This is a genomic window from Hoeflea algicola (assembly GCF_026619415.1).
Lineage (GTDB): Bacteria > Pseudomonadota > Alphaproteobacteria > Rhizobiales > Rhizobiaceae > Hoeflea > Hoeflea algicola.
Genome location: NZ_JAOVZR010000001.1, coordinates 4029960 through 4048255, shown reverse-complemented (window position 1 = coordinate 4048255; position 18296 = coordinate 4029960). Strand labels below are relative to the sequence as shown.

23 protein-coding genes and 1 tRNA gene are annotated in these 18296 nt (G+C 56.6%); 22 read left to right on the top strand and 2 right to left on the bottom strand.

Translation table 11 applies throughout. The features are described from left to right. Window positions 1-25: 25 nt before the first annotated feature. The 19 genes from tnpC to OEG84_RS19615 all read left to right on the top strand — a co-directional run bounded on the left by tnpC (window position 26) and on the right by OEG84_RS19615 (window position 15922). Entirely contained in the window at window positions 26-1585 is a 1560-nt protein-coding gene (gene tnpC, locus OEG84_RS19705) for an IS66 family transposase (RefSeq protein WP_267655301.1), read from the top strand. Window positions 1586-1835: 250 nt separating this feature from the next. Further along, window positions 1836-2744 carry a hypothetical protein gene (locus OEG84_RS19700; protein WP_267655300.1) on the top strand — a complete coding sequence of 303 codons (909 nt, stop codon included), beginning with the start codon at window positions 1836-1838 and terminating at the stop codon, window positions 2742-2744. A 35-nt stretch (window positions 2745-2779) separates the two neighbouring features. After that, window positions 2780-3421, top strand: coding sequence for a hypothetical protein (locus OEG84_RS19695; RefSeq protein WP_267655299.1), 642 nt, complete (start codon window positions 2780-2782; stop codon window positions 3419-3421). 8 nt (window positions 3422-3429) lie between these two features. After that, window positions 3430-3753: a hypothetical protein gene (locus tag OEG84_RS19690; protein WP_267655298.1), complete on the top strand. Its 324-nt coding sequence runs from the start codon at window positions 3430-3432 to the stop codon at window positions 3751-3753. A 262-nt stretch (window positions 3754-4015) separates the two neighbouring features. Next, a complete protein-coding gene (locus OEG84_RS19685) occupies window positions 4016-5569 on the top strand; it encodes a hypothetical protein (RefSeq protein WP_267655297.1) in 1554 nt (517 codons plus the stop codon). Between the two features lie 340 nt (window positions 5570-5909). Further along, a complete protein-coding gene (locus OEG84_RS19680; protein WP_267655296.1) occupies window positions 5910-6347 on the top strand; it encodes a MerR family transcriptional regulator in 438 nt (145 codons plus the stop codon). After that, on the top strand, window positions 6340-7728 hold the full coding sequence (locus OEG84_RS19675) for a phage portal protein (protein WP_267655295.1): 1389 nt from the start codon (window positions 6340-6342) through the stop codon (window positions 7726-7728). The genes OEG84_RS19680 and OEG84_RS19675 overlap by 8 nt, the downstream gene beginning before the upstream one ends. A 14-nt stretch (window positions 7729-7742) precedes the next feature. After that, on the top strand, window positions 7743-9485 hold the full coding sequence (locus OEG84_RS19670) for a prohead protease/major capsid protein fusion protein (RefSeq protein ID WP_267655294.1): 1743 nt from the start codon (window positions 7743-7745) through the stop codon (window positions 9483-9485). Then, window positions 9485-9709 carry a phage head-tail joining protein gene (locus OEG84_RS19665; protein WP_267655293.1) on the top strand — a complete coding sequence of 75 codons (225 nt, stop codon included), beginning with the start codon at window positions 9485-9487 and terminating at the stop codon, window positions 9707-9709. Before OEG84_RS19670 ends, OEG84_RS19665 begins: the two co-directional genes overlap by 1 nt. A gap of 1 nt (window position 9710) precedes the next feature. Further along, entirely contained in the window at window positions 9711-10085 is a 375-nt protein-coding gene (locus OEG84_RS19660) for a DUF2190 family protein (RefSeq protein WP_267655292.1), read from the top strand. Window positions 10086-10087: 2 nt separating this feature from the next. Next, window positions 10088-10462, top strand: a complete 375-nt coding sequence (locus OEG84_RS19655; RefSeq protein WP_267655291.1) for a hypothetical protein — start codon at window positions 10088-10090, stop codon at window positions 10460-10462. A 2-nt stretch (window positions 10463-10464) separates the two neighbouring features. Next, the gene (locus OEG84_RS19650) at window positions 10465-10689 is read left to right on the top strand and encodes a hypothetical protein (RefSeq protein ID WP_267655290.1); all 225 of its coding nucleotides are present in this window, start codon (window positions 10465-10467) and stop codon (window positions 10687-10689) included. Window positions 10690-10746: 57 nt separating this feature from the next. Continuing rightward, complete coding sequence (locus tag OEG84_RS19645; RefSeq protein WP_267655289.1) at window positions 10747-11466, top strand: TIGR04255 family protein; 720 nt, start codon at window positions 10747-10749, stop codon at window positions 11464-11466. Then, entirely contained in the window at window positions 11445-12059 is a 615-nt protein-coding gene (locus OEG84_RS19640) for a hypothetical protein (protein ID WP_267655288.1), read from the top strand. The genes OEG84_RS19645 and OEG84_RS19640 overlap by 22 nt, the downstream gene beginning before the upstream one ends. A 22-nt stretch (window positions 12060-12081) precedes the next feature. Further along, window positions 12082-12534, top strand: coding sequence for a hypothetical protein (locus OEG84_RS19635; protein WP_267655287.1), 453 nt, complete (start codon window positions 12082-12084; stop codon window positions 12532-12534). 494 nt (window positions 12535-13028) lie between these two features. Further along, the gene (locus tag OEG84_RS19630) at window positions 13029-13535 is read left to right on the top strand and encodes a terminase small subunit (protein WP_267655286.1); all 507 of its coding nucleotides are present in this window, start codon (window positions 13029-13031) and stop codon (window positions 13533-13535) included. Continuing rightward, window positions 13459-15228 carry a phage terminase large subunit family protein gene (locus tag OEG84_RS19625; protein WP_267655285.1) on the top strand — a complete coding sequence of 590 codons (1770 nt, stop codon included), beginning with the start codon at window positions 13459-13461 and terminating at the stop codon, window positions 15226-15228. The genes OEG84_RS19630 and OEG84_RS19625 overlap by 77 nt, the downstream gene beginning before the upstream one ends. A 2-nt stretch (window positions 15229-15230) precedes the next feature. Next, the gene (locus OEG84_RS19620; RefSeq protein ID WP_267655284.1) at window positions 15231-15578 is read left to right on the top strand and encodes a hypothetical protein; all 348 of its coding nucleotides are present in this window, start codon (window positions 15231-15233) and stop codon (window positions 15576-15578) included. Next, window positions 15575-15922 (top strand): hypothetical protein, encoded by a 348-nt coding sequence (locus OEG84_RS19615; protein WP_267655283.1) that lies wholly within the window; start codon window positions 15575-15577, stop codon window positions 15920-15922. Before OEG84_RS19620 ends, OEG84_RS19615 begins: the two co-directional genes overlap by 4 nt. Here the strand turns inward: OEG84_RS19615 and OEG84_RS19610 are convergent. After that, the gene (locus OEG84_RS19610) at window positions 15919-16206 is read right to left on the bottom strand and encodes a hypothetical protein (protein ID WP_267655282.1); all 288 of its coding nucleotides are present in this window, start codon (window positions 16204-16206) and stop codon (window positions 15919-15921) included. The genes OEG84_RS19615 and OEG84_RS19610 overlap by 4 nt on opposite strands. An 85-nt stretch (window positions 16207-16291) precedes the next feature. Further along, window positions 16292-16513: a helix-turn-helix domain-containing protein gene (locus OEG84_RS19605; RefSeq protein ID WP_267655281.1), complete on the bottom strand. Its 222-nt coding sequence runs from the start codon at window positions 16511-16513 to the stop codon at window positions 16292-16294. Window positions 16514-16638: 125 nt separating this feature from the next. Between OEG84_RS19605 and OEG84_RS19600 the strand changes: the two genes are divergently transcribed. The 3 genes from OEG84_RS19600 (at window position 16639) to OEG84_RS19590 (ending at window position 18131) form a co-directional block, all read left to right on the top strand. Beyond that, a complete protein-coding gene (locus OEG84_RS19600) occupies window positions 16639-16962 on the top strand; it encodes a hypothetical protein (protein WP_267655280.1) in 324 nt (107 codons plus the stop codon). Between the two features lie 11 nt (window positions 16963-16973). Continuing rightward, window positions 16974-17051: transfer RNA gene (locus OEG84_RS19595), tRNA-Gln, on the top strand. 498 nt (window positions 17052-17549) lie between these two features. Continuing rightward, complete coding sequence (locus OEG84_RS19590) at window positions 17550-18131, top strand: hypothetical protein (RefSeq protein WP_267655279.1); 582 nt, start codon at window positions 17550-17552, stop codon at window positions 18129-18131. The last annotated feature ends 165 nt before the right edge of the window (window positions 18132-18296 follow it).

The following is an 18296-nucleotide window of genomic DNA, read 5'->3' as shown; positions in this document are numbered from 1 at the left end:
AAGCGGGATTTAGTAGATTCCGGCCATGCTGAACGCCGCCGATCTTCCCGATGATGTTGCCGCCCTGAAGGCGATGCTGATTGCGGCGCAGGCACGCGAGGCAGGCAAGGACGCCCAGATTGTCCGCAAAGATGAGCGGATCGAACGGCTGGAGAAACTGGTTGCCGCCTTCAAGCAAGCGGCCTCCGGGCGCAAGTCCGAGAAGACCGATCCCGACCAATTCGATCTGGCACTTGAAGACCTGGAAACGGCAATGGCCGCGATCCATGCCGAGGATGAGGCGGACGCCCCCTCGGGCAAGCGGTTCATCAAGCCACGAGCGACCAATCGCGGCTCTCTTCCAAAGCATCTTCCTCGTGTCGAAGAGGTGATCGAGCCGGAAAGCCTGATCTGCGCCTGCGGCGGATGCCTGCATTGCATCGGCGACGATGTGTCCGAGAGGCTGGACGTGATCCCGGCCCAGTTCCGCGTCATCGTCACACGCCGCCCCAAATATGCCTGCCGCGCCTGCACCGACGGCGTCGTTCAGGCCCCAGCTCCTGCACGTCTGATCCAGGCTGGGTTGCCGACGGAAGCGACGGTCGCCCATGTGCTGGTCTCCAAATATGCCGATCACCTTCCTTTGTATCGGCAGGCTCAGATCATGAGCCGCCAAGATATTGATCTCGACAGGTCCACACTTGCCGATTGGGTCGGTCGCGCAGCCTTCGAATTGTGTCCCGTCTTTGATGCGCTGATCTCCGACCTGAAGCGTTCGAGCAAGCTCTTCATGGACGAGACCCGTGCCCCCGTGCTTGATCCCGGCTCCCGTAAAACCAAGACAGGATACTTCTGGGCCTTGGCTCGTGATGATCGTCCATGGGGCGGTGGTGCGCCACCAGGCGTCGCCTTCACCTACACTCCCGGTCGCGGGGGCATTCATGCCGAACGGATATTGCAGGGCTTCTCGGGCATTCTGCAGGTCGATGGCTATGCCGGATACAACAGGCTGATCGCGCCAGACCGGATTGGCCCGGACATTCGGCTTGCCTATTGTTGGGCCCACGCTCGTCGCAAGCTGGTGGAGATCACCCGCAACGGAGCAGCACCGATTGCCGAGGACGGCGTCAAACGGATCGGCGAACTCTACCGGATCGAAGCCGAATTGCGCGGCCTTCATCCGCAGGCTCGCCTCGCCGGGCGACAGGAACGATCAGCCTCGCTGGTAACCGAATTGGAAACATGGCTCGTTCATCACCGTGCCCGTGTTGCGGCCAAATCGCCGCTTGGCGAAGCCTTGAAATACATCGCCAAATACTGGGAGGGTCTGCTTCTCTTCCTCGCCGACGGCCGCATCGAAATCGACAACAACAGCGTGGAGCGAACCATCCGGCCGATAGCCCTCAATCGGAAGAACGCACTCTTCGCCGGCCATGACGCTGGAGCCGAAAACTGGGCCATCATCGCCTCGCTCGTTGAGACCTGCAAACTCAACGCCGTTGATCCGCAGGCCTATCTGACCAGGACACTTACCGCCATCGTCAACGGTCATAAACAGAGCCGGATCGATGAGCTGCTTCCTTGGAATTATCCTGCCAAGGTGTGAGCGGAACACCGCTTACACTTGACGTCAGACCACGCAAGAATCACCTTAGGGGCGCTAAGAGCTTGATCTTTAGGGTGCTTTCGGAAGAAATAGTGGTGCCCGGAGGCGGATTTGAACCACCGACACGCGGATTTTCAATCCGCAATGAAGCGTTTGTTTTCAATAGCAAGCCACCAAAGAATGTGTCTAGAACTGAAATGCGCGTCAATGGGTTAGCGCCATTTTGTCTAGATATACTGCAGGCCGCAGCATGAGTGCGGACCCTGCTAATGCGGCTAGCCCATTAAAACCAGCAAACGACAATCAGCGCCACCGCGCAACCGTTGCGGAGATGGAGGTGCGCGCTAACTTCCTCATCGGTTACGCCGCCATTCATGCACCCGTCACCGTTCGGCAACTGTACTATGCTGCAACCGTTGTCGGGCTACCCGGCATCCGAAAGGACGACAATGGATATGATGCGGTTCAGCGGCAAGTCCTGAACCTGAGGCGTGAAGGGCGTATGCCCTACCGCCACATTGCTGACCTCACCAGGTTCCAGCGCAAGCCTCTAACGCACAACGGCATCTCCGAGGCTCTGGAAGAGACTGCCATTTTCTACAGACGCGCTCTGTGGCGCGATATGGATTACCATGTTGAGGTTTGGGCGGAGAAGGACGCACTGGCGGGCAGCCTTACCCCAATCACATCAAAGTTTGATGTCCCCCTTATGGTCTGTCGCGGATTCACATCCGAGACGTTTGCCCATGAGGCGGTCCGTCAATGGGAGGGCATCGGCAAGGAAGTGCATGTCTATCACCTCGGCGACTTCGACCGATCGGGCCAGGACGCGGCAAGTGACCTTGAGCGAAAGCTGAAGGGCTTTGCCGCCGGAAGCGGACTCCACGTCATGTTCAACAGGATGGCTGTGAATGCGGAACAGGTCGAGGAGATGGGACTGCCTACGCGCGAGCCGAAACGCGTGACAGCGGCAGATAAGAAGTGGCCATATCCCTTCGCATGTGAGCTTGACGCAATCCCGCCAGACGTCTTGCGCAAGATGCTGGATGACAAACTCACGCAGTACATACCGGAAGACCAGATGCAGGTGCTGCTTGCCGCTGAAGAATCGGAGCGCGAAATTCTGAAGATATTCGCCAGAAGTGCGGCGGACCTATAACGGGACAACCCTGCCCCACCAACCAACTCAAAAAAATGCCCGCCACTGAAAAATCAGGGCGGGCAAAATTGTTCAATTACACACAAGGAACATATGGCATTATGACAAATTTGTCAAGTCCAAAACCAAAATACAAAAGGAAAATTGAAGCTCATCCGATTTCGTTTGTTGAGAAATTCAAGTTTTTGAAGTCAGTAATATTGTCAAAGGATTTTAGCGCACTTGATCACAAGGTAGCTCTTATCGTCTGCGAGCGCTATAAAGACACGTTCGGCAACGCCGAGACCAGCTTGTCCTATCTTGAAGTCGGAACCGGTGCCAGCCGCCAGGGTATCGTTAACAGCCTTGCCCGACTCAAAGCATACGGCGCGCTAATCGTTATTGAGGATTATGCCGGAAGCCGATCCACCCGCTACAGGCCCAACCTAGATTATTCCGGTAGTCAAGTAGACTTGACTACTACTGGTCAAGCGGAGTTGACTAGTAGCGGTAGTCAAGCGGAGTTGACTAGTAGTGGTCAAGCCGAGTTGACCAAGAGCCTCCCTAGTAGTCAAGCGGAGTTGACCCAATACCACTTACTGTACCCACCTACAGGTGAGGTTACAGTAAGGGGTCAAAAAGCCCCGCTGCTGGCGCTGGCCTTTCGGCCGCGCCGCGCGAGGCTTTTGACCGGTTGATAGTCAAAGTGGCTTCAGCGACTCCGGACCGCGATGCGAATGGCGACCACGTCCTGCATGTTGAGTTTGACGTGCCGGGCGACGAATGGACCTGGAGCGACACCTTTATTGCGGAAAGCGATGACCAGCACAGGCAGGCTGTAGGCAGCAAGCGGCTAGCTGAATTCATGGCCGCAACAGACGTGACGATCAACGAATACGATGACCTGGTGGGTGTGTCGGTCGCGCTCATCGATGACCGTCGAAAATCCGATTATGGGTACGAGCTCGTCAATCTGCCGTCGTGGGCCGTATCGCCTTACAGCCAGAGGGGCGTCGCGGAGGCGGCTTAGGGCCGTACTGTAAGCGTTGACAGTATCAAAAGAACTTTCATCCACCCCAAACCGGCATCGGCACGACGTAACGCCACAGCGCCCCACCAGCACGATTCCCGGCCTGCCGATAGGCAATCACCCATACCGCAAGCCAACGCCCGTCAGCGGGCCGTTATGTCGGTGGGGCAACTATCTTAAACTAATTCAAATCTAAATGCAATCCCTGTCGTTGACAAAATCACCGAAATTACTAGTTCCCTTAATAGGACTACCCGCCGGCATGACCGGCAAACCCTGCGGAAGACTCGAAAAGAGCGCCGCTCCATTCTATCGGCCAGGCGCCGACCATTTTTCTACTGGGGAAAAAATGACCACAATGACAAGCCGCGCCGTCGAAGGCGCGCACAAGCCTTTTCAATGGAACCGCACCGACCACCTCCTGTATGGCCAGCGCTTTTATAGCAATCCACGGCTCGCTGCATGGCTAGCCAGAAAGCCGCTACCAGTGGCAAAGAGCCGACAGCTTCCATTGTCGCCAGAATCTGCGGCGGCCAAGTGGATTTCTTTGACCGATATCGACCGCATCGAGGACGGCGACGACGAAGCCACGACGGGCCGGTACATCACCATCACGGAGCGCCTTCACCGCTTGCATACGATTGCCCAGTACTTCGCCGCTATCTGCGATGGTCGCATCGTACCGACGCGCTACCCATGCAAGACTGGCGCTTTGGTCTGGATGCCAAACGACGGACCAACCGACCCGTGGCGCGAGTGGGCGGAAATGGTTTGGGCCTCGATGCCCGCAAATGACTCCGAAATCTTCGCGCGTGCGGCAACGACGGAATCGCCGCGGCTTGCCCACCTCGCCCCTCGACTTCAGCCGACGTTAGCCTGGCGCAGGATGTCCACACCGATTTCGTTTTGCGGCACGAATTGGCATCAGCCCGACAATGACAACTATAAAGAGGGCGAAGAGCAGCCTGCATCTAATCGTGAGCGGCGGATACGTCCCGGCTCGACCTATGCAGAACTGCGCTCGCTCATCAATAAGGCTGGCCCGACCATCGAATGGCGCCACGCCAAGCTAGGCGGCGGCGGCTCGCTCGAACAGCGGCCCGTCGACCTGACCTGGCAGACCGTACCGGACAAAACCAATCGACTTGGCGTACCCACAAAGAGCCACCAGACCGTTGTGCGCGCGGGCAAGCTGCGCATTGCCAACGGGAAGACCGAGTACCGCGGCACGCGCGTCGACGAAGGAACGATTTTGTACCAACCCGACAAGTTCGGCGAGATGCTTGGGCCGGAGCCGGACTTAGCAGAAAAGGTGCGCTCGGCCTCGTATTGGTCTGCGCTATTTAAGGTCGACCGCGAGACGGTTGTTGCGACAGACAAAGATGGCAACGAAAAGCTGCGTTTCATCACGGGTGGCAAGATGCGGCGCACAGTTCTTATCACAGTTGAGGAACAGCAGGCGCTCCTGGCGGGGCCGTTACCGCCTATCACCTACTGCCCGGACGGCTTGCCCCGTGGCTCCGAAGACATCAAGAGCCAGTTTGTTGGCGGCTGGATTTCACAAACCAAGGGAAAAGCGCCGCTTGAGCGTTGGGAGGATGTCGCAGACGAGCTGGCGCGGCAAGGCGAGTTCGACCGGCAGATTGCGGCATTGCCACCGGAGCAGGCGAAGGCAATGAACCTCGCCACCACAGCCGCCAACCTGCAAGAAATCGGCGAGGCGTTCGGCAAGGTCGGTAAGAACGCCGAACGGCACGGGAAGAAGGTCTTAATCGCCGCAAACGACAACCTGAAGAAAATTGTTGCGGCGGCATAGTCCCCTTTTTGCAACTGGGCGGCAAAGTAGTTAGAGGGCAATGCGACCACGTCGGACAACCACCCGGCAGGCGCTACCCCTTCACCACATTGCCGCCCCCAGCGGCCTTTTTTGTTCAGCAATCGGCGGAATCCTTGTCTCCGCTGGTCATGCCCGTCGAGCGCGCACCCGCGAACCGGGCAAAGTTTCTAAGTTTTCCTGGCATACCGGGGAAAACGCTGCCGGCTGGCTCGTAACGGCCGGTGGCAACTTTTCAAATGGACTGGCCGTGCGGCCGGTCTTTTTTTGTGCCGTCATCAAAGTGGTGATGGATCAACCCCTAAACATAACGGAGGGCCGAATGCCCGAACCACTAAAAGGCCGGATCGGCTTCGACCCGCCTGCATACCTGCACGAACAAATCTTCACCCTAAAAGAGGCGGCCGGCGTTCTCGGCGTCCCGTTCGATACTTTATCGTATTGGCTACGAACCCTGCGCCTGCTTGGATTTCCACTGAACGGCAAGTCGCGCAATCGGCGGCTCATGTCGGGCCATGCGGTATATACCGCCGCCGTCATCGCAACCTTGCAGCGCGTTGGCATAACTTGCGGCCCGCAGATCCTCGTCGCAGCACACGGCACTACGCACCCGAACAACAAGCCGCGGCTGCCGTTCCTGATGGAAAAGGGCCATATCGCCGAAGGCAGCGCGGCAATCATCGAAGTCGATCTATCGGCGATTTGGATCGAAATCGAGCCGAAGCTCGCGAGCCTCATCGAGGAGGATAAAAGTGTTTAAGCGGCTCAAAAAACTACTTTCCGGCACGCGCAGCTATCAAGCTGCACAAGGTGGACGGCGCGGTTCGGCGATGCGGACCATGCATCATCCTTTGCAGAGCATTGCCGCATCACGCGGCACGTTAGCGGCAAGGGCACGGTATCTGGCAGCGAACAATCCATTGGCCGCATCCGGCGTCGAAGCGTGGGTATCGGCACTTGTCGGAACCGGCGTCAAAGGCCAGGCAAAGGCCGGCGCACCGTTGCGGGGTATCCTCAATGATGCCTTCGAAAACTGGACTGACGAGGCCGACGCCGATGGGCTGACGGATTTCTACGGGCAGCAAGCTTTGATAGCACGCCGCGTCGTGATCGACGGCGAGGCAGTTGCGATTTTTGTGCAGGACGGCGACCGGATCAGCATCCGCGTTGTCGAGGCCGAGCAACTTGATGCCTCTTACACGGCTAGCCTGATAAACGGGAATGTCGTGGTTCAGGGTGTTGAGCATGACGCCGAGGGCAAGCGTGTTGCATTCCATATTTTCGACAAGCCGGCGTCAATGGACTTCGCATCAATGCGGAAGCGGACCCGCTACCCGGCAAGCGAAGTCATGCATGTTTTCCGGCGCGAGGTTCCTGGCCAGGTTCGCGGCATCAGTTGGTTTGCACCCGTGATTGTTCGCTTGAACGATCTTGACGGATGGCGTGATGCTCAAATGGTTCGCCAGCGTATGGCCGCCATGCTTGCGGGTTTCATCGTCTCGACGGACGGCAGCGCCGAACCCGGCGAAGGCGATCAATCAGGATCCACCGTCGTTGGCGGATGGGAGCCTGGCACGCTTCAATATTTGGAGCCGGGGCAAGATATCCGGTTCAGCGATCCGGCCAAGATAGGCGCCGAGGTGATCGACTTTGCCGATATCACGGAACGCGAAATTGCGGTCGGCCTGGGACTACCCGACTATCTACTCAGCGGCGACTTGTCGGACGTGAATTACAGCAGCATCCGGGCCGGCATGGTCGAGTTCAGACGCCGTGTCGAGGCTCTGCAGCATGGGCTGCTCGCCTTCCAATTCCTGCGGCCCGTGTGGCGCCGATGGGCAACGCTTGAGGTGCTTTCAGGCCGCGTCGAGGCGACTGTCGCCGATGCTTTGCCCGTGTCATGGATCACCCCGAAAGTGCATTGGGTGGATCCGGCCAAGGACGTTCGCGCCGAGATCGAAGCTGTTGCGGCCGGCTTGATGTCGCGCCGGGAAGCCGTTGCGGCTCGCGGGATCGACATCGAACAGCTTGATGCCGAGATAGCGGCCGATAATGCCCGCGCGGCCAGCCTGGGCCTGACGTTCTCAACAACGCCGCCCGCGGCTAACGACAACCAGCCAGCGGCGCAAGCCGCAGCATAACTTTAGGTGACAATATGACCCTGCCCAACGGCACGCAAAAGCGTGCTGCGCCTCTGCGCGCGTCCACCTGGAACGCTGAAGAACTCACGTTCGATATCATACTATCCACCGGCGCTGCCGTCGAACGTGGCGGCTTCACCGAAATCCTGGATTTGTCCGGCGCGACATGGCCGGAGACAATCCCGTTGCTGGATTCACATCGTTCCGGCTCGCTCGATGACAATATCGGCGACGTTACCAACATTCGACTTGAAGGCGCCGAGATCATCGGCACGGCAAAGCTTTCCAAGCATTCCGAGAAGGCAAAGCGCATCGCCGCTGAACTTTCGGAATCCAGAAAATTCGCGGCCAGCATTGGCTACGATGTGGGCCAATGGTCCGAAGCTACGACGGGCGGAAAGCGAACGCTGACGGCTCGAAAATTCCACATCCTCGAGTGCAGTCTCGTGTCGGTTCCGGCCGACGCGGCAGCCGGCATTCGCTCCAAACCTACCACACCCGAAGGGCCTAAAATGACACGAGCAGAAATTAACGCCGAAATTCGTTCCATCGCCAAAGCAACCAACTTGGACGCAGCCTGGATCGACACGCAGATCGATGCCGAGGCAACCGTTGACGCGGCCCGCGCTGCAGCCATCGACGCGATGAAGACGCGCTCAACCACCGCCCCAAGCAACATCCAGATCGGCACCGACCACACAGACCCGGAAAGCATCCGCAGCGCAATGGCCGATGCCTTGGCGCACCGAATTGCGCCGGCAACCCGCAAGCTCGAGGGCCGGGCAGTTGAATATCGCGGCCATAGCGTTCTCGACCTGGTCGGCGACATGGCAACCAGCCGCGGCGAGCGCGTCAACCTTCGCGACCGCGATGCGCTGTTGCAGCGTGCGGTTGGCGCGCATTCGACCAGCGACTTTCCGTTGCTGCTCGCCGATGCGGCAAACAAGGCGCTGCTTTCGCAGTACGAAGTCGCCGCGCCATCGTATAGACAGTGGTGTGCCCGCAAGCCGTTTACGGATTTCAAGGAAACGAGCTTTTTGAGGGCTGGTGACGTTCCGGCGTTCAAGGAGATCAACGAATCTGGCGAGGTCACTTACGGCACCATCAGCGAGAGCGCCGAAAAGGTCACTGCCAAGGAATACGGAACCGGCATCGCCATCGGCCGGCGCGCCTTGATCAATGATGATCTTAGCGCCCTCAGCGACTTCAGTTCGGGCATCGCAATCCGCGCGGCCAATGATGAAAATCGAATGGCCTACCAGGTGCTCGCCACCAACGCCGCGCTGTCCGATACCAAGGCGCTCTTCCATACTGACCACGCCAACCTTGCCGGATCCGGTACGGCGATCGACGCCACAAGCATCGGCGCCGCGGTTGCCGCCTTGCGTGCGCAGAAATCGCTCGATGGGATGGTGCTCAATCTGCAGCCGGCCTTCCTGGTTGTCGGTCCTACCTACGAGACGGCGGCGCGCCAGATCCTCGCATCTATCAATGCGACGAAGGCCAGCGAAGTCAACGTCTGGTCTGGCTTTGCCACGCTTGTGGTCGATGCGAACATCAGCGGCAACGCCTGGTATTTGTTTGCCAGCCCGACCGTCGCGCCAACCGTCGTGTTTGGCTATGTCGGCGGCGCCGAAGGCCCGCAGGTTCGCAGCGAACGCGATTTCGATACCCAGGCGGTGAAGGTTGCGGCCAGCCTTGATTTTGCTGTCGGCGCCATCGACTTCCGCGGCGGCTATAAAAACGCCGGCGCGTGATGGCAACGGTTCTCGAACTTCAAACGATGAGGGCCGCGCTAGTCGCGGCCCGCTCCACCGGCAACTTGCGCACGGTCTTTAACTCGGGCGGCACGCGCAGGGAAGTCGAATACAAATCAGACACCGAAATGGCCGCAGCAATTGCGGCTATCGATCGCGAAATCGCAACGGCGTCCGGCACGAAGCCGCGCCGCTTTCTTCCACAATTCACAGACGGATTCTAAAATGAAAAACTTCACTTCTACTGGCGACATCGTCGAAGTCACCGCACCCGCTAACGTCTCGTCGGGTGACATCGTCGCCGTTGGCGGCCTGATCGGCATTGCCACCGGGGACGCCCTGTCCAGCGCAAGGGTCAATATCAAAACTACAGGCGTTTTCGAGCTTGCAAAAACATCCGCGCAGGCATGGGCCACCGTCGGGTTGGCGATTTATCGCGACAATTCGACCGGCCTGGCTACGAGCGTAGCAGCCGGCAACAAGTTGATCGGCGTCAATCTGGCCGTAGCCGCGAACCCTTCGGCGTCAGGCACTGTGCTGCTGTCGCAGCCGTTCTCGCTGTCTTCGGCCGCGCAGGTCACAGCCGAAATCGGCGCGTAAAGATGGATTGGCGCGCATTGGAGGCCGCAACTGACGCCGTCGTCGTGCGCGCCTTTTCAGAATCGGTTCGGTTGTCGTTCATGAAAAATGGCGTGACCGATCCGCATCGCCCGTTGCAAGACATTATGGCCGTGATTCACAATCCGGCGCCGGAAGGAACAATTTCTCTCGGCGCCGGGGTGATCACGAGGGTGTCGGCCGGTAACGCCGCCCTCGTCATCGAACGCGCGGCATACCCTGATTTGTTCATACCGAACACGCCGACCGAAAAAACAAAGGTTCGCGCGAGCGATCGCGCCGGGCAGCCGTGGTGGGAGGTCAAATCGGTTTCCGACCGGTTCTCGAGCATACTGGTCGCGGAACTGAACGAGCTTTAACCATGCACATCACCGACAAAACGGCGGCAATAGCTGATTGGGTGCTTCTCAAATCCACTCGCGCACTGAGCCGCCAAACGAAAGTGACTAAGGTGTTATCCGCTATGGAGGCATTTCATGCGATACACGGGCTTGATAATTGCGCTCATATCAGCGCATTTTTTCAACTCGCTCGAACTTTTGTCGTCAACGGCGATGATATTTCTGTCGTCGCTAGCGAATCGTGACATGTGTGTATCCATAGGATACAAGCGAATTTATTCACTGTGATTGGAGGTCTCGAGTTGAAATATGAAGCTCCGCCGATCGTTGAAGTTACCGTGGAATTTCGTTTTTCTGAGCCTGTGCCTTACGAGATAATTGAGAAAAAGGCACACATCTTCGAGAATAATTATGAAGGCAAGAAGTTCGAGCAGCAAGCTCGGATAGAACTCAAGTCGTCACCTGAACAAACGGTTCATGCAGATAGACGAATGGTTGGTATTCGTTTCTCGTCAAACAATGAACTTGAGGTTTGTATCATTCACACAAACCGAATTGTCGTTGCGCAGCTGGCCCCATACAATGGATGGGAAGATTTTAGCCCTCGTATAGCGCGTGATCTATCGCTTTTTTCTAAGCATTTCGTAAAACGAAAATTTTCACGGATCGGACTGAGATCAGTTAATAGAATTGATATTCCGGAACAAACCGTTGAGCTGTCCGATTATCTTACCTTGTACCCGCATTTGCCCTTCTATGGAAAAACAATGGGCACTGGGTTCGCTTTGGAATCTACGCAGCAATTCCTTGACACGGACTACCTCTTCAAGGTCAGATCTGCGACGGTAGAGTCGCCGGTGCCAGAAAGCTTATCTTTCCTTTTAGATATTGACCTATCAACAGAGCAAAATATTCCGATGCGAGAAAATGAAATTCTAGCGAAGCTCGATGAAATGCGAGGAATTAAGAACCATATATTTGAGACTTCGATTACTGACAAATGCAGGACGCTCTTCAATTGAATAATCTTCATCTCAGTACAAAATTGCCGGCTTTTAACGCATTTCGGCCGTCAATTGTCAAAGGTATCGGTAACGCCAGCGCAATCGATCAGGCGTTTGAAAGCCTGCGCATAGATGAGCAACTTGCCGAAAGCCAAGACTCTGGCGGATCAGACATCGCATCGCAACTTTTTGATGCAAGATCGAAATTTAAGATTTTCGTTTCGCAGGTGTCTATGCATTTGAAACGGGACTGGATTGATAATCTGTTTATGCAGATCGACAGCATTCTGGATTCCGATGAGTGGGACACTCGTGATCCTGCGCCAACTTTTGGGTCAGCAAAAACCCTTATTAGAATGCTTCTCACCCTGCGTGCCGAAAGGCGACCAGGATTGGGGGCGTCAAACCGTAAAACGCTCTTGGCCGCATGGACTACTGGTCCGAACCGCTTGACCGTAGAATGCCTTGAAGGTGATCGGGTTCGATGGGTGCTCGCCAGGACGCTGGCTGACGGAAGTACCGAACGTGCAGCTGGCGAGGGTGGAATAGAACGACTGGCAAATGTTCTTACTCCTTATAATCCTGAGATTTGGCTGAAACATGCCAAGTAGGTATCTACACGATCATGAGCGCATGCTTCGCTATGTTGGCTGGTCTCACCTTCGGAAGGATGATGATCAGAATGTGCTCGGTGTGTTACCGTCAGCTTTCTATTTGCGGGACGAAGAGAACTATCTCTCGGTCACTTGGTGCGAATACTTCGATGGATTACCTGACGAATCGCTTCGATGCGCAATTGAAGCAATACGTGGCAGTATCAGAGTCGGAGGAAAGGCACGTTTTGCATTGGCGAATGTTGGAAGCATTAAGTCGACGATGGAAAATGAAGCGGGAGTCAAACTCAGGATCGAACATCTTCCTGAGGAAGACAATCCAGCGCACGCAGCGGTAAAACGTTGGCCAAATGAAAATTTTGATCTGCTTGAGTTGATCGCATCTGACGCATGGGCTGAGACCATCGACGCAACATCCGCAAACGCATTACCTATGTCAGCGTGTGCATTAAGTCCTAGGGCGACGGAGTGACTATTGTTTGGAGTTCCTCAGTTGAAACGGCGCTGATTTAACCCGTTTCCGTGACAGAAGTGCTTTTGGCTTCGTGTCAGTTTGCTTGACTGCTTCAAGCCGTCAACCGCCGGGCATACCGTTGAACCCAACGCTGCTATCTCGCCGACTGGGTGGAGAAGCGAGTGAGTGGTTAGCACGACAATTTTGTGTGGACAACGATGACGTTAAGGGAGGACCTCCCATCGAAGAGGCGTAAACAAAGATACCATCACAACATATAGAGATACTTGTTATGCCAAGGGCTATCGCCGATACAGTCAGGCAGATGCTCACGTTGTGCCTCCACGTACTATCTCGCGGCGCGGTTTCGGACGGCTCGAACTAATGGCAAAACCGATGGTCGGTGGGAAAAGGTACTCCCCAGCCTAGGCGGCCTTGCGGGCGGGAAATCCCAGAACCTCACACGCTGAATAAATTCCTATAGCGTTTCCTACCTAAATCAAAGGCTCATCATGGACATGAAAGCTGCACAGCTAGCGCTGATGCTTGGCATATCGGTGCGCCGATTGAACCAGATGGCACACGAGGGCAAGGCCGTCCGCGTGGCGCCGGGAACCTACGACGCTGCCGCAACTATCCAGAACATGCTCGCCGCGGCCAGCGGCAAAGCAGCCGGCGCTGCCGTAACCCTCGACCTCGACAAAGAGCGCGCCCGCCTGGCCGCTGAACAAGCCGATGGTCACGCGCTGAAGAACGCAACAACCCGCGCTGAAATGGTGCGGGCCGCCGATGTCGTTCGGGAATGGCAAGGCATCATAGGCACGGTCCGCAGCGCAATGCTTGCCGTCCCGTCCCGTTGCCGGCGCCGCGCAAGCACCTTTGGCACAGCCGAAATCGAAATTATCGATCGCGAGATCCGAGACGCCCTGGAGGCGATATCCAATGATGAATCAGATGCGCCGCCAGGCGCTGAAAGCGGCGAAGCCTCCGCCGAGAATGAGGCTGTCCAAGTGGATTGAAAAAGAAATCAGGCTGCCCGAAACAGTGTCGGCATTGCCCGGCCGGGTCAGTCTCTATGAGTATCAAAAGGAAATCGCCGACACCATTTCGGATCCGGCGATTGAGCGCGTCACGCTGGTAAAGCCGGTTCGCGTTGGCTTTACGACCCTGCTGACCAGCGCGATTGCATCGTTCATCGCCAACGACCCGGCACCCATCCTTGCCGTCCTTCCAACCGACGACGATTGCCGCGATTACCTAGTATCGGACATCGAGCCAATTTTCGCGGCAAGTCCGACGCTTTCCGGATTGCTTGCAGGTGATAGCGCAGAGGGTGCACGCGACACCATGCTGTCCCGCCGTTTCCCAGGCGGATCGCTGAAAATCGTTGCATCAAAATCACCGCGCAATCTTCGCCGGCACAATGTCCGCGTCCTTTTTATCGATGAAGCCGACGCGATGCCGCCCGGTGCGGAAGGTTCGCCGATCCTGCTTGCGGAAAAACGGACACTGTCGTTTCCGGATCGAAAGATCGTCATGGGCAGCACGCCTGTCGATGCCGTCACGTCGAACGTGCTGCGCTCTTACGAACAATCAGACAAACGGATTTTCGAAGTGCCTTGCCCGGAATGCGGCGAGCACAACGTGATTATGTGGAAAGACATCCAATGGCCGGAAGGCAAGCCGTCTGAGGCGTATTATTGTGCCCCGTGTTGCGGTTCGGTGATTGATGAAAAGCATAAGCTTGGAATGCTAGCCGCGGGGCGTTGGCGCGCTACTGCGCCGGAAGTCAAAGGCCACGCCGGCTTCCAGATCAACGCGCTAATCAGCCCGCTCGAGAACGTGGCCTGGGGCAAGCTTGCCGCTGAATTCCTGCAGGCGAAAAAAGACCCCGAAGACCTTCGGACTTTCATCAACACGATTTTGGCCGAAGGCACTGGCGACGGTGGCGAAGAACTGGACGAGGTGACGCTGTTCGATAGTCGCTTGCCGTTTGGCCTTGATGCGATTCCTGAGTCTGTTCTGGCGATCACCGCCGGCTGTGATTTGCAGCATGACCGCATCGAAATCACGTTTATCGGTTGGGATCGGCACGGCGTTGCGCACGTTCTAGGCCACAGCATCATATGGGGCAGATGGGACGATGGCGGCACCTGGACCGACCTGGACGAACTGCTGCGCACCCGTTGGCGTCACCCGTTCGGCGGCACCATTGGCGTTGATGCGGCGTGCATTGATGCTGGCGATGGCACGACAATGGATGCCGCGTATGCGTTCGCGTTCCCGCGCGCCAGGCGGCGCATCATGGCCATCAAGGGCGTTGGAGGAAGTCGGCCAGCCATCACGGCCAGCAAACAGAAAAAGGGCACGTTGTGGATCGTCGGCGTTGACGGGCTGAAGACGGCCTTGTTCGACCGACTGAAGACCGGCCAGCACTTCAAGTTCTCGAATGACTTGGATCTTGACTGGTTCGAACAGCTTACCGGCGAACGCATGACGGTACGCTACAAAAAGGGCGTGCCGATACGTGAGTTCGTGCCGGTATCTGGCCGCCGACACGAGGCGCTCGACTGCGTTGTCTATGCAACCGCAGCCTACAAGGTTCTCAACCTGAATTGGGACAGACGCGAAAGCGAATTGAAATCCGAACCACAAATGCCGGCGCGGCCGCGCATTGTGCAAAGCAAATGGGCCACCGGCCAAAGGAACTGAACATGCTAGACATCAAAATTTCAACAATGGAACTGATTGAACGGAAACCAGGCGGCGGAAGTCCAGTCGTCGCCACCTTTTCAATCAACATCGGACCGCTTCGCATCTCCGACTGCGCCATCTTCGAACATGATGACGGCACGTTGGCGGCATCTATCCCCCGCTCACGGGCCGGCGGGAAGCTCGTGAAATTTAGGGAACACGAAGACTATGCCAAATTCCAGTCGGTGGCGCTTGCCGCGCACGCAGGCATGATGAGCAGCAACGAGCCGCAAGAAGAACCTGACGATGCCGGTGTGCGGCGCGTCGTGAAATCCGAGTGGGTGACGGCAAAAGGAGTTGGATCATGAAAATGCAGAACCAAATCGAAATCACACGCTGGCAACCGCTCGCTCATGACGGCGCCGGTATCGCATCATTCAATTTCAGGATTCGTGGCGTCACGGTTCGGGCCGCACTGTTCGCGCGTGATGGCGATGGCTACCGGATCGGCATGCCCTTCACGCGGCACGTACAGAACAATGGAATGAGCCTGACGTCGGTTGGCTTGGACTACGATGATCGTCAGGCCGTGACCGCGGCCGCGGTTGCCTACCACGAGAAAATCGACGGAGATTCAGACGACGCGGGGTTGCGGCGGGTTATTGGTGAGACGATGGAATTGGCGGGATTGGGAATCGCGGGGTTGGGTTAGAAGCGACCGCACCAATGCGGTAGCTGCGGCTTGTTTCCCTCCGGCTCCTGATCACGCAAGTTGGAGAAGAAATAGCTACAAAATTCGTTTCCCGCTTCGTATGCCGTCATATCAATTGGTATTCGGTCGGCGACATCTAGGGCGGTCTGCAACTGAGATAACGCATGCGTGGTCGAGAAATTCGCCACAGCGCCTGGATCGCGATCACCATCTGTCGCGAGGCGAACGGTGTTCACTATCAATGCCGTTTGGACGACGAACAAAAAGTCTTCACGCTTGCCCATTTCCACTCTCCCCATTATTCCCCAAAACCATCGCACCCCCGATGCCGGTTGTCCATGGGGGTGCGTTCTATTTTGAAGGGTACTCTTAGGCGTCCCGGATCATGGTGCCGATCCATCCATCTTCACTGATGAACCTGACTCCTGCAGTTTCATAGGCTCGCTGGATGTCTTCGACGGTCCGCTCCCTTAATACCTCACCGGATTCGAAACGTGTGATGGTGTTGGTAGATACCTTAGCCGTCTCGGCAAGATCCTTTATTCCTATCCTCAATGCCGATCTGGCCATCCTGCTTTGTGCTGGCTTCATTGTGGTCTCCTCTGTGTGGTGTATCGCGAAATCGAGTTTTTATGTCGATTTCTATTGACGTGGCGAATCAATGGCGATATAAACACCATATAGCGAATTCGAAACCGAGACAAGGAGCAACGGACATGACGCACACCGCAATTGACGCCGACCTGGATATCAAGAAAATGGCCGATCTGGTCATAGCAATCGAAAGCTTGCGGCACGATTTTCAGCCAATGCCAGACGAGATTATGGGCCAATTGACGAGCGCCCGCTTCACGTTGGCGGAGATGGTTATGAACCGGCAGGCAACGGGAATGGTTGAGCTATCCGCTAAGGTTCGAATGATCGCGGAGACCAATCGATGCGATGACTCATTTGATGTCGGGTTGATTGACGGCCTCGCCATCTGCGCCGCCGAAGCTGAGGTGCTTGCCCGTGACGAATTTGGATTGGCCGTTTCCTAATTTATGAGTTTGCCCCTGTACCGGCGGAGGATTTCTACCCTTCTGGCCGTAACTGGATCATGCGCGTTCGAATCGCGTCAGGGGCTCCAAAACACGGCGCGGTGGGCCTCGCCACCCGCGCCGACACCAGCGGGGCTGGCCTCGCACGGTATTGAATATTTCTGCTTGCCGCCACACGCGGCCTGACGAACACCGGTGTTGCGGCGGCTCGAGCATACCGCAACACCAGAGCGCCATGTTTGGCGCTCCCCTCTGTTCACCACACGCGGAGGGTTCAAATCTGAGCATTGGCTACCAACCGATGCTCACACCACGGGAGACGACCACGACCGCCTCGCTGCCTTTACCGGGAAGCGGGGCGGGCCATCCAGAAATAGCTTGACTTTTGACGTCAGATGTGCATGTGTAGCGTTGGCTTTAAGGCCGAGGGCCCATTGGGCCGCGTCTCGCTCGTAACCCATTTCGCGAGACTCCCAACGCAACGTTGAACCTGCTCTGCAGGCATTGAGAATCCGTGCGCTCATGGTGAGTTCACGGACAACGAACACGCGCGCCGTTACGGCCGCGAGCAATGAGGAGAATGTGAAATGGACAAAAAGGAAATGATGGCCGCTGCCTACCATGAAGCAGGGCATGCAGTAGCTGCTTGGTTCTATGCTGTGCGCTTTTCCTACGTTCAAGTCATGGAAGATGGCTGCAAGAAGGGTGAGATAGTCTATAACGAACAAAATTTCGGTAGCAAAGCAGCGAAGACGCGCACTATAAACCGAGATGCGCATGTGAGTGCAGCCGGACCGCTTGCGGAATCATTCTACTACAACTTGATAGGTAAGCCTCACTTCGAGGCGTCACTTTGGTCTCAAAGCGACTATGAAGGCTTAGCGGACTTTAAAGGTGGACCAGATTCATATTGCGCCGAAACTCATCCCGTAACATGGGCTGTAAAGGATATGATTGGTCGCGATGACATACAGGCCACCATATCGGTGGTAGCCGGCGCGCTATTTGCCAAGGGTCGCTTAGACGCTTCGGAAGTTGCGGATATTGCGAAAAGGATCATTCCGAAGAAAGGTTATGTTCCGTTAGCACAGCACGACATAAGAAATCAGATAGCTTTTGCAGCCGTCGGCCGGCGGGTAGCCGCTGAATCAACTGGAAAGATGAATTAGTGCGCCCGGCTCCCGCAAATGACAACATTCCCCTGCGGCTTCTCACGAAGTCGCAGGCGGCTCGCTATTGCGGCATGAGTGCGCCAACCTTTGGCTCAGTCTGCCCGGTTCGATCAATTGCGCTAGGCGTCGGCGCCAGAATGGAGCGTTACGACGTTCGGGAAA